At 65.3% G+C, this 11,772-nt stretch carries 10 protein-coding genes; 5 read left to right on the forward strand and 5 right to left on the reverse strand.

Annotated features, from left to right (window positions below; genetic code table 11):
• Positions 1–12: 12 nt before the first annotated feature.
• Positions 13–1,797: an MrfA Zn-binding domain-containing protein gene (gene drmB / locus Vse01_RS17980; protein WP_275415506.1), complete on the forward strand. Its 1,785-nt coding sequence runs from the start codon at positions 13–15 to the stop codon at positions 1,795–1,797.
• Positions 1,794–2,900 (forward strand): AAA family ATPase, encoded by a 1,107-nt coding sequence (locus Vse01_RS17985; RefSeq protein WP_093408006.1) that lies wholly within the window; start codon positions 1,794–1,796, stop codon positions 2,898–2,900. The genes drmB and Vse01_RS17985 overlap by 4 nt, the downstream gene beginning before the upstream one ends.
• A gap of 310 nt (positions 2,901–3,210) precedes the next feature.
• Here the strand turns inward: Vse01_RS17985 and Vse01_RS17990 are convergent, their stop codons facing one another.
• Positions 3,211–5,211, reverse strand: a complete 2,001-nt coding sequence (locus tag Vse01_RS17990; RefSeq protein ID WP_170863534.1) for an ATP-binding protein — start codon at positions 5,209–5,211, stop codon at positions 3,211–3,213.
• A gap of 932 nt (positions 5,212–6,143) precedes the next feature.
• On the opposite strand from Vse01_RS17990, the gene Vse01_RS17995 reads away from it, so the two are divergent.
• From Vse01_RS17995 to cutA, 3 genes are all read left to right on the forward strand, one after another.
• Positions 6,144–7,496 carry a helix-turn-helix domain-containing protein gene (locus tag Vse01_RS17995; protein WP_093408001.1) on the forward strand — a complete coding sequence of 451 codons (1,353 nt, stop codon included), beginning with the start codon at positions 6,144–6,146 and terminating at the stop codon, positions 7,494–7,496.
• A complete protein-coding gene (locus tag Vse01_RS18000; RefSeq protein WP_093407998.1) occupies positions 7,493–8,158 on the forward strand; it encodes a 2'-5' RNA ligase family protein in 666 nt (221 codons plus the stop codon). Before Vse01_RS17995 ends, Vse01_RS18000 begins: the two co-directional genes overlap by 4 nt.
• A gap of 239 nt (positions 8,159–8,397) precedes the next feature.
• Positions 8,398–8,739: a divalent-cation tolerance protein CutA gene (gene cutA, locus Vse01_RS18005; protein WP_093407996.1), complete on the forward strand. Its 342-nt coding sequence runs from the start codon at positions 8,398–8,400 to the stop codon at positions 8,737–8,739.
• Between the two features lie 4 nt (positions 8,740–8,743).
• Here cutA and Vse01_RS18010 read toward each other — a convergent pair whose 3' ends face one another.
• From Vse01_RS18010 to Vse01_RS18025, 4 genes are all read right to left on the reverse strand, one after another.
• Entirely contained in the window at positions 8,744–10,033 is a 1,290-nt protein-coding gene (locus Vse01_RS18010; RefSeq protein ID WP_093407994.1) for a helix-turn-helix domain-containing protein, read from the reverse strand.
• A 174-nt stretch (positions 10,034–10,207) separates the two neighbouring features.
• Positions 10,208–10,597: an Imm1 family immunity protein gene (locus Vse01_RS18015; RefSeq protein ID WP_170863533.1), complete on the reverse strand. Its 390-nt coding sequence runs from the start codon at positions 10,595–10,597 to the stop codon at positions 10,208–10,210.
• A complete protein-coding gene (locus Vse01_RS18020) occupies positions 10,594–10,938 on the reverse strand; it encodes a DddA-like double-stranded DNA deaminase toxin (protein ID WP_170863532.1) in 345 nt (114 codons plus the stop codon). The genes Vse01_RS18015 and Vse01_RS18020 overlap by 4 nt, the downstream gene beginning before the upstream one ends.
• A gap of 245 nt (positions 10,939–11,183) precedes the next feature.
• Complete coding sequence (locus Vse01_RS18025; RefSeq protein ID WP_093407986.1) at positions 11,184–11,711, reverse strand: DUF6244 family protein; 528 nt, start codon at positions 11,709–11,711, stop codon at positions 11,184–11,186.
• Positions 11,712–11,772: the final 61 nt, after the last annotated feature.

Consider the following 11,772-nt stretch of genomic DNA (forward strand, 5'->3'; position numbering starts at 1 on the left):
CGGCTGCGACGCATGCAGGCTCTCTCGCCGTTCGGCGTCGGAGCCATCGTGGACATGCTGGGTGAATCCTTCGTTGCGGAGGACGTCACCCGGTGGAAGGGGCGGCGCGTGACGCTCGCCGCACCACGCATCGCGGCCCACTTCGGTGTCGAGGAATTACGCCTTCCCCCGGCGCCGCGTGACGGTAGGTTGCCCTACTACCGGTTCCCGCAGTGGCTGTTCTGCGGCACGTGCCGCTCAATGACACACTGGAGTGTCGGCCGGGAAAGACCAGGAATGATGCCCCGGTGCCAGCACTGCAGCCGCAGCCCTCAACTGGTACCCATGAGGTTTGTCGCGGTCTGCGGCAACGGCCACCTCGACGACGTCCCCTGGGCGCAGTGGGCCCACTCCGGGGGCGGCCGGGGACGGGAGCAACGCCAGTGTGGACGCGCCGAGCTGCAGTTCGATCATCTGACGACCGTGGGTGGCGGACTGGAGTCACTCCGGGTCCGATGCCGCACGTGCCGGGCCGACAGGAACCTCGCGGACCTCACGTCGCCCCGCGCACTCGGACGCATCAACATCGGGTGCCGGGGGCGGCAGCCCTGGCAGCGCGATACCGAGGCGGTGACCTGCGATCAGACACCCGTGGTCCTGCAGAGGGGCGCCTCGAGCGTCTACTTCCCGGATACCGCGTCCGCGATCGACCTTCCACCTGACTCTGACTGGGTCACCTGGGGCGGTACGGCCGCGCGGGTCGAGCAGAACCAGTACTTCCTCCTACTGCACAAGGACCCCGAGAGCGACATCCGTGGGCACTTGATCCGGATGATCGCCGAGCAGGAGAATGTGAAGGAGCAACAGGTCATCGCCATCCTGAACGACCGCCTCGGCGTCACCGGCGCCGACGCCGGCTCGGGCACCTCCGAGGAGCTGGCGGAGCGCGAGTGGCACGCACTGACCAACCCCCGGGTCCGAAGCCATCCGGACGACAGGTTTATCACCCGGCGCACGCCGTTCCCGGGACCCCAAGGGCACGGCCGTTTGGATCCCGTCGTCGACCAGATGAGATCGGCCATCTCCGACATCGTCCTGGTCGACCGCCTACGCGAGGTCCGGGTCCTGCGGGGCTTCCGCCGTCACACCATGGATGCCCGTATTCCGGCCGACCTCGGAACACGCAGTGCCTCTCTACCCGCCGTAGAGGTGTACGGCGAGGGCATCTTCATCGTCTTCGACGAGGACAACCTCCGGCGGTGGGAACTGCAGACCCCGGTGGTGCGGAACGCGGCCACACTCCACAAGCGGTTCGCCGGCAGCATGCACGCCAGGTGGATCGAGAGCACACCCACACCGCGACTCATCCTTCTGCACACCATCGCCCACCTTCTGATGCGGCAGCTGACGTTTGACGCCGGCTACCCCTCCTCGTCGCTGCGCGAACGCATCTATGCAAGCCCTCCGGATGCCGACACACCGATGGCCGGAGTACTGATCTACACCGCTGCCGGCGATGCCGAAGGCACTCTCGGTGGGCTCGCCCGATCCGGCCAGGCAGAGAGGCTCGTCACCACCATCGCCGCCACTCTCGCCGCCGCCCGATGGTGCTCACTCGATCCGGTGTGCCGGGAGTCGAAAGCCCAGGGCCCTGCCGGGCTCTCGATGGCGGCCTGCCACGCCTGCGCGCTTGTCCCCGAGACCAGTTGCACCATGGGCAACGTGCTCCTGGACCGGACTCTCGTGATCGACGACGAGTACGGCTTCATGCGTGACCCCCTCGCCGAGCTCATCGCCGTGCAGGCGGCCACAACGTGACTCTGCTACTGCCGCCGCTGCTGGACCTTAGTCCCGCTCAACGGGAGGTTCTCGCTCTGCCGTTCGAGGAGTCACACCTCGTCACCGGTAGCCCCGGGGCCGGCAAGACCATCACGGCGATCTACCGGGCAGCCGCCCTGCACCGATCGGGCAGACCGACCGTCATGCTCATGTACAGCAAGGTGCTGTCCGCCTACACGCGCGCCGCAGTGGCACAGATCGGAGCGGCTGATATCGCGACCACCTACCACAAATGGCTCCATGCCTTCTGGCAGAAGCACTACCGCCGGAGCCCGCCGAAGCTCGACCGGTACGACATCGACTGGATGGCCTGTCTGAAGAAGATCATCAGCGATCCACCGGTCATGGAGCAACGGCCGTACCTCGTCGTCGACGAAGGTCAGGACATGCCGGCCGACTTCTACCTCGCCCTCGGAGCCCTGTCCTCGTCCGTGACCGTGTTCGCCGACGAGAACCAACGCATCGGGCCCCGTCAGAGCACCCTCCGAGAGATCGTCGCCGCTCTAGGAACCAAGCCGCCTGTGGCGCTCCCACGCACCGTGCGCAACAGCCGTCCAGTCCGCGACCTCGCCGACCACTTCTGCCCCGGCGGCAGCAGCACGGACCTGCTGCCGGACGGTCCTGCACCTCGCCTGATCAGGGTGCCGCACAAGGCCGACGTGGCTGACCACCTCCTCCTGCACGAGAAGCAGCACCCGAACGAGACCATCGGCGTGGTGTCCCACCGCAGCAGGGACCTGTTCTACTACCACCACCAGTTGAACTATCGCACCATCAATCCGCTGCAGGGTTACGTCAGCGGACGCAGTGCCGGAACTCTGTCCGATCCCGCCTTTAACGGCCCCGGGATAAAGCTGATCACCTGGCAGAGCGTGAAGGGCCTCGAATTCGACTCGGTGGTGGTCCCGGAACTCCAGACCGTCCCCGGCGACGTCGCCAGCGACAGCATGGGGATGAACCTCTACGTACTCGTCACCCGGGCGCGGCGCCACCTCACTTTCATGTATTCGGGAGTGGGTGAGCCGGCACTCGTGGACGCCTTACCGAAGCATCTGCTGGACCTGTCGCAGTACAGGCCCTGAGTGTTGGTGGCCGCGGCCTGTCTGCGTCTCGGACGGCCCGAGGCGAGGAGAGCTGTGCACCGGCACCGTCTACCTCGATCCACCCTGTGCGGGCGGCGGTTGTTCAGGAGTCGGACCGGTGCTGCCGCCAGTGCTTCTCCATCCAGCCGATCTGCCCGCGATCCAGCCTGATCGCGCGCAGTCGGCCCTGCAGAGGCGTGTAGGCCGGGTATCTGGCCAGTTCCTCCCGGAGGCTGATCGTAAGGGTGCCCGAGTGCACAGCGATGTCCCCTGATCGAAGAGCCGGTGAACGTCCCGTCTCAAGAGCCACTTACTCGTAGTTCGCTCTTTGCACCTCGTGCGTTCCTGGCGCGTCCATGAGAAGTGACACGAGCTCTTCGAGGATAATGAGGTCGCAGTGACGGGCGCCAGAATCAGGATCTTGAAGAACGTGGGTCACTCCGTGGTATTCACGCTGGGATACGTTCTCCGGAAGTAAGAGAGAAGTAACTGCAAATCTCTCCCGCCACTGCTCGCCCATCTTCCATGCCACGCACAGATCAATGTCCTTGAGATTCTTTTCCTGTGCGTCTAGGTCGTTGATTAGACCGTCGACAGAATATTTGTATTCCAATACCTTGGGCTGCGTGATCTTGCCGTGAAGTCCATCGAGCACCTGGGCGTCGATGCCCAGCGGATTGCTCTCCTCATCGAATTCAAGTAATTCGCGATCGTGCTGAAAATTGATCCGGAAGAGGCTGTCGTACTTGAACCGCTCGTTCGTCGACATGATGGATAGGCCGCGCACCACTCCGCCAGAAATGATCTCGTGGAACAGGGCGATGGCATCCTGTTCACGCGTAGGGGTGGAGGTGATGCTAATCCGCTTCGTTGGGGCGAAGAAGTGATTGGAAGAAAGAAGGAGTGGTGAAGCTGCTTCATGTCTGATCATTTCCTCCTTCCAGTCGTCAAGCTTGAGCTCCCGATCGAGATCGGGTGCGATGCCGGAGTCGCGCTTCATGCTGGAACGAAGTCGCGTGATTGGCCCTTGGACAATGGCAACGGCGACGTCGGTGGCGAAATCAACAAGCGGTTTTGCGAAGCCCTTTCTGCCAAGGTCCGGGGTGTAGTTTTGAAAATGGATGAGTAGGTGGACCTGATTTTGTCGACCGGTATACCTGGTTAACGGAACCTGAATTACGTCGCCCTGGGGCATCCCGTTGGCGGCAAGCTGAATTCCTGCTCTCAGCACCTGCATGTTGCCTCGGACGCCCAACTTCTCGTTGAACACCTTCCAGAGCTTGGTGGTGTAGCCATATTCAACCCGTATGCTCGGCTCGTGTGTTTCAATGATCTCCTGGTGCTCTGTAAACACTTCGGGGGTCAGAATACTCTTGCAGTCGATTGGGCCATACTCGTCATATATGAAGTCAAGCTGCCGATAGGCGTTTGGCAACGGCTTTGAAGGCCCGTATTTCTCGAAGAATTCGGATGCCTTCTGCTCTACATCCCTGATGCGAGCGGATTTGCTCTTCTCCTCATGTAACCAGAGATAAGAAATGCTGTCAGTGGTTGAAGTCGAGATTTCCCCGCCGGCGATGCAAACCACTTCGACCTTCTTATCCGACGCCGGCTCTACAGAGCCGATCCCAGTCTTCACTCTTAGGATCGTAAGCCATGTTTCGGCGTTTCTTGCAGACAGCCAACTTAGTTTCCTCGGCTGCGTTTGCCCGTCGAAGCGAACGGTTACAGATGTCCCTCGATCCATCTCTTCGAATTTGTCATCGATGTCGGGATTTGGATCGGGTTCAACGAGCGGAGCATCGCTGTCTCCCGGACCTCTAAGCCATGCGCGGCCGCCTAGAATTCGTCCGCAAGATTCATTTCCGAGCCCTCGGGTGTGCACTCGGAGATAGTTGAACCCGTAGGCAAGGTATGTCGCTCCGACACCTTTATGGCCACGCGATGTGGCTTCCTCTTTGAATGAGAAGTTCGGCGCTAGGAAGCGCTGGAACTCATCATAGGTCATGCCGCATCCGTTGTCGGAGACTGTCAGCTGATTCTCGTCCAGATCAACAATAACGCGCAGCTGTTGTGAATAGCTGCCGCTTGTTCCCGCTAGTTCTTCATCGCGTGCCCGCTTCTCCAAGGCGTCTAGCCCATTTTGGACTAGCTCGCAGAAAGGGTCGTACCATCCGACGTACGAGCTTAGGATGTTCTCGATCTCGCGCCTCAAGGCGCGCCGCGCTGCCAGGCTGTTTTCTAGCTTGCCCTTTACCTCTAGCGGATCAAAGGCGGCGAAGGACTGACTGGCGGCCACAGTGTAGGTCACGACCGTAGGATAGTGGTTCCGTCGATGCGCATGCATCAGACGCTCGGAGGCATGCGTTGATCAACACGTTGCATCCCGGGGAGGACCGCGCGGCACGCCAGGCCGACATGACGTGCAGCAATGCGTGACTTCCGCCCAGTCTCACGGCCGCTGAGGGACCTGAGGGCCAACGTCGGTCAGCTCGTGGATCGATTGCGCCCGCCGTACATCGCACACGCCCCGGTCTGCGACGCCGGCTGCCGCCAGGCCACCTCGAGAACGGCACGTCCCGAGCGAAGCGCTTTTTGAGAGTGGAGACAAGTTGTTCACGCAATGCCGCTGTGTCGACGGCGTCAGGTGTGGCTTGGGAGGTGTTCACCGCTTTTACCCTGCTGTCGGTCGCCTCGGCAGGTTGATCAGCGGGTGGGAGTTGGACGGGTGGTGGAAGGTGATGTGTTCGGCGGCCGGGGCCAGCAGCCAGGTATCAGTGGCCGAGTGGCGAGCCGGTTGAACAGGAACAGGACGTGGTGGGTCAGCACGCCGCACAGGTCGCGGGTCAGTGTGCCGTTCCGGTCGAGGAACCCGAGGTCTTTGTCGGCTTGCTCATGGCCCCTTGGCTATTCGGGCGTGAAGTCGCAGCGTTCGGAGGCCATGCAGGGACGGTATGCCGCCTCCGGGTCGACACGCCCGCAGCGTCGTACCCCGACATTGTCGGCAGATGCCGACACCAACTCCGACAAAACTTTGACAACGCAATCCGGCTGTCGCTTGCCATCGATCCCGACAATGACAGCCGATGAAACAGTGCGCAGGGTCGCGTGAGCCCGGGACGCGCCCGTCGGCCGCGCCAACGCCTGGCAGCGTTCCGGCCGGTCGGGAACGTCACCGGTCGCAGCTATGGTGTGCGCGCATCGTGACCGGTGACGCACGCAGGTGATCGGGGGTTAGCAGCGATGGCCGACAGCGACGAGATCAAGACCGCCCGGCGTGCGCTCGGCCGTCGGCTCGCCCAGTTACGCAAGGCCGCCGGTCACACGCAGCACGGCTTCTCCCGGCTGGTGCAGTACGGGCGCAGCACGGTGGCGAACACCGAGACCGGCCACCAGCACCCCGACCGCGCGTTCTGGTCCCGCTGCGACACGGTGCTGCAGACCGGGGGCGCGCTTGCCGCCGAGTATGACCACATCGCCGACCTGGGCCGGCGGCGCCGCCTGTCGGCGATTCAAGGGACCACACCCAGGTCCCGGCCGGCGGCCCCCACCCACACCAGCCCCGACGCCCCCGGCGCGGATGGTGGCTTTGTTCTCTGGGAACTCGAAGAGAGTATCGATGCTCGCCGGATGACATTGAAGTCGGCCACCGACGATGACGCCCGCCTGGCGTACCTGGAACACGAGGTGCGGCAGGCGATCACGGACAACGAACGCCTCACCCCGACGGTCCTCATGGCGCGCATGCGACCACTGCGCGCCTATGTCGACCAGCTCATGGCGGGCCGGCAGCATCCGCCGCAACGGGCACGGCTCTACACCGCCGCCGCGCACCTGTCCGGGATCCTCAGCGCCCTCGCCCTGGATCTGCGTGCGTTCCGGGTGGCGCACGCTTACGCCGCCGAAGCGTTCGACCTCGCCGACGCCGCCGAGCAACCCGACGTGCAGGCATGGGCCCGCGCCACGCAAAGCTTGATCGCGTTCTACACCGGCGACTACCACGACGCGCTCGCCTACGCCCAGGACGGCTTGCGCCGCGCCAGCGCCAGCCCGCACCGCCTCCGCCTCACCATCAACGGGGAAGCCCGCGCGCTCGCCCGGCTCGGCGACCACTATGGCGTCGACCGCGCCGTCGACCGCGCGTTCACCATGCTGCCCGGCCAGCCACCTGGTGGCCCGGTCAGCGCGAGCCTCGCCCTCGGCCCGTACTGCCCGGTCAGGACCGCGGCCAACACGGCAACCGCCTACCTGGCCCTCGGCCGCACCGCAGGCGTCACCGACCACCTCACCACCGCCATCACCGCCTTCGACGCAGCGGCGCTGGCTGGCCCGCGCGCACTGAGCCGCCTCGACCTGGCCACCGCGCACCTGCACACCGACAACCCCGACCCCGAACAGGCAGCCACGCTGGCGGCGGAAGCGCTCACCCTCACCGCAGACCAGCGGTTCGAATCGGTCCACCAACGCGCCCGCCAATTCCTCGCCAGCGCCCAGCCCTTCGCCCGCCACCCGCAGCTGCGGCACGTCGCTGACATGCTCGCCGACCGCACACAGCTCGATGCCACGACACCACCCGCTCTACCATCACCGCCATGAGTAGCCGGGAACTGGCCAGCCTCCACCAACGCTGGACCGCCTACCAGGACCTGCCCCAACTCACCAACCACTGGTACTGGCGCCCCGGCTGGCGAGCCGACCGCCAGTTCTACACGTGGCACCTCACCTTCGAAAGCCAGCCCCAACTCCACCACCTCGTCACCGACCTACAACGCCAACTGGCGCTGCCCGGATTGGACTTGGTGCCGCTCGACGGCCTGCACCTCACCATGCAAGGACTCGGTTTCACCGACGAGGTCAGCGACGGCGACATCGAGGCGATCGTCGCCGAGACCCGGCAACGCGGCTCCAATCTGCCGCCGCTGGAACTGTCCCTCGGCCCGGTCGACGCCGACGCCGAAGGAGTCGGCCTGCTCGTGCGGCCCTGGGACCGCGTGGAACACCTCCGCGCCACCATTCGGGGCGCCGTCGGCGCGGTGTGGCCCAGCGTCCCCGAGCCTGCGCAGGGATTCCGGCCGCACGTCACCATCGCCTACAGCGGCGCACCAGCATCAACCGAACCCATACGCGCCCGGCTGGCCGAACTCCGTGAACAGCCCCCGGTGCAGGTGACAATCAGGCAGGTGCCGCTGATCGCGCTCCGACGAGAGGACCGCACCTACCGATGGAGGACCGTCGCGACAGTGCCCTTGGCCGCGTGACATCAGCTCGTCGCTGGGGCTGGGGCTGGGGCTGGGGCTGGGGCTGGGGTGGCGGTAGGCCGGCCGGCGGCGCTGCTGGCAGCTAAGCCCCCCGGTGACACGGTCAGCATCGGTTGTCGTACCTGTCCGTGCGTGGCTGGTGCTACCGTCGCAGTCGCGCCTTACGGAAGGTCGGCCGGACGTTGCGCTTAACGCGCCGAGGATCGGACGCCCCGCTGCTGATGCGTAGTGTTTGCTTCATGAGTGGGGTGCTGTATGTGTACACGGCTGCCGGCAGCCTGGAGGTCGCACGGCGGTTAGCGCAGGGTGCGGTGCGGGAGCGGCTGGCAGCGGGTGGCCAGGTCGTTGGGCCGGTCGAGTCGGTGTTCTGGCACGAGGGATCGTTCGGCACCGGCCAGGAATGGCAGGTCGTGCTCAGGACCAGTGCCGAGGTCTATCCCCGGCTGGAGTGCCACCTGAGAGAACACCACGAGTGGTCCAATCCGGAGATTGTCGCGGTAGAGGTGCTCGCAGGTGCGCCGTCTTATCTGCAGTGGGTACAGGGCGTCATCGGCGCCGGTGGTGACGCTGAGGGGCGATGACCGTCTACGCGAGGGCTTCTGCGATCGGAACGACGTCCCGGTAGGGCAGGAGCCGCTGTCGGAGGGCATTGATGCGGGCAGTGGGGCGGGGGGAGGCGATCCCTTCGCATAGCCGCTTTGACCGCATCAGTACATGGGCAGCTTGCTCGGCTTCCCCTGCGTCGAGGTATGCGCTCGCGAGCCAGGTGGAGTACAGAGCTTTGTCCCGTGCGTACATATCGTCGAACCGGTTCAAGGTCTCTTCCAGTTCTGGTACCGCGCGCAATGGCCTTCGTAGTTCGGACCAGACCCGGCCTGTCATGATCCGGAGTTCGTCTCGGTCAACCCATGCCGCCCAGTCAGGGGCAGGACCATCGATGGGTTGGTCGAGGGCCTCGCGTGCCTCGTCGAGAGCATGGCCTGCCTGGCGTTCGAGACCTGCGACGGCGTAGGTGAATGCCAGCCGCTCAAGCAGCAGCGCCCGGACGGTAGGATGGAATCTCGCATCTGCCGGCAGTCGGGACGCTTCGGCAGCGGATAGGCCAGGCTGGCCGAGGCTCGCCCGTTGGTAGGCCAGCAAGGCCAGCGCGTTGGCGGCCAACAGTTGGTTGCCGATCTCCATCGCGATCGACCGACTCCTGGTAAAGAGCGTGGCCGCGTAGTGCTCGTTTCCTCCGTCGAAGGCTGCCCAGCCTGCGAGTTGGGCTTGTTCTGCCAGCAGCGACAGCAGCGCTCTGCCGGTTGAGCCGCTGAACGTGCCAGTGCGTAGCGCGGTGATGGTGCTGCGGATCTCGGCCTCGTAGAGCGGCAGAGTATCCGTGCCGCCGAGGTAGTTGTCGAGTCGCCGTAGCCGCGCGGTTCGTCGCGCCATCCCTTGCACATCCATATCACCGAGAAGCGATCCCGGGCTGGTGGGTGCGGGAATGGCGCCGGTGGAAGCGATCGCCACGATGGCGGTGAGAAGATCTCGACGTTGCATGTCTGGCTCCTGCGGGGGCTCGATGTCGAACTGCCCACCTGGCATCACCTGATGGTGAGGGGCCATGCGATCTGAGGGACTGAGCGCATGCCGCAGCATCTGGAGACGATCGTAGGCCCTGGTCAAGTGCCCATCCGTACCCAGAACCTGATCGCAGCGATCCCAGAAGGATCTGGGCGCATGCTGGCGGCCGACCTCCACGTTCGCGATCGTGCTGCGCCCGTAGCTGATCATGGGTGCCAGCTCGTGTTGGGTATGACCGGCTGCCTTGCGGAAGGTGGCCAACTGCTGTCCGAGCGTGCGCCACATCTCGCTCAGCTCATGTGGGTCTGCCATCGCAGCCTCCCCGGATCGCCCTCCCGCTGACCTGAGGGAAATCCGAACGTAAGGGACCCCGCCGTATGGTGGCAGTCACACTACCGTGCGGGCGTGGCCACGCTGCTCGTCTACGCACCGCCGTCGGTGTGCCAATTCGTCCAGCAACGCGGCGGGTCATGAAGGGGACCGGTCTCAGTGGCTCCAGTCGATGGTGGTGGGTCGTTGGCGTGTGGCGGCGTATTCGAGGAGGGCTGCTCGGGCTGTTGCGGTGGTCACTCGGGCGAGTTCGGGGGAGATGTCTATCAGGCCGGTGTCGGGTGATTCGTAGACGGTGATTGGTGTGTCGGGTTCGTGTTCGGTGGCGTGGCTGCCGTCGGGTAGCCACTGCACTGCTGCGCGGTCGGCGTCGATGTCGATGTCGATGCGGAGGACCGGCTTGTCGTCGGTGCCGATCGTGAGTGTCTGTCCACATCCTCCGTGGGGCATGACCGTCTGAATCTGTTCGTCGAACCAGTGTCCGGCGTCGGCGGGGCTGGTCGCGTCGTAGGCGTGACCGTGGTAGTCGCGTAGCAGCAGTGTCACGGGGTGATCCTTTCTCCGGTGCCGGTATAGACACGGTGCCACCATGTGGTTCCGCCGTCGCGAGTGACCCACACGCGTAGGCGGCTACCCGCCGGAAGGATGGCGGGAAGCATCTTGTCGCAGGTCCAGGGGTAGCTCTGGTCCCGGTCGTTGCTGCCGCAGACGGTATTGTCGATCGCGAGGTCGGCCTCTTGGGCGTGGGTGCGGCGCATTCTCGCGGCGGCTTTGGACTCTGCGTGGTCGTAGAAGGTGACTGGTGGTCCGCGTAGCGGATCGTGGTCCAGGTCGGCGGCCAGGGACCTGTCGCCGCCTCCTGAGTAGATCTCCTCGCCGTTGAACAAGCCGAGGGTGGGCCGGGTCGCGCCGGCGGGGCGAGGCTGGAAATGGTCGACGGCGTGCCGTACGCGTTCGGGCAGGGTCGCCGGATCGGCTGGAACCCAGTCGGGGCCGACCGGCCGTGGGACACCCGCCGTCGGTTTCCCGCTCGGTCCACCCGCGTCGCCACCGGGATCGTGCTGGGGTCGTGTCGCATCGTCGGCTGCTGCGGATACGGCGGGCGGTCGGTCGTTGCTTCCGCCGCCCATCGCTAGTTTCCCAGGTCACCGACCTGTCTGGCCTGTGCCAGGGCCGCGTCGACATGTTGCCGGGCCGTAGTCCCCCGGGCGCGGACGGCGGCCAGGATCTGCAGTATCTGCTGCAGGCGCGCCAGCGTCGGGCCCGGCTGCCCGCCCTGCAGCGCCGTCGTGGCCATCCGCCGCGCGTCGTCGACCGCGGACGCCGCTGCCGTCACGCTGCCCTCGGCTGTTGTCAGCGCCGCGATCACCGGTGTGAGGGCGGCGGTGGTCTCCTGCGGTGAGGGCTGCCGCCCCACCGAGCCCACCGCCCGGGACGCTTCACCCAGAACATCCGTGGCCTCTGCCAGCCGGGACCGGGCCTGCCCGATCGACTGCCGTACCCGGGCCAGACCCGCCGTGATACCGACGAAACCGGAGGCCACCGCCCGAGCGGCGATCTGCTCGACACCATGGTCGGCCGCTGCTGCCTCCTGCTGCGCCCGAGCCACGCCCGCCGTCATCGACTGCACGTCGACACCAATGCTGTCGGTCAGCGACACTTCACCGCCCCCGCTCAACGCCTCGCATCCACAGCGGACCGTGGCAGCCTAGAGACGCACA

It is taken from the genome of Micromonospora sediminimaris, from assembly GCF_016863575.1.
GTDB lineage: Bacteria > Actinomycetota > Actinomycetes > Mycobacteriales > Micromonosporaceae > Micromonospora > Micromonospora sediminimaris.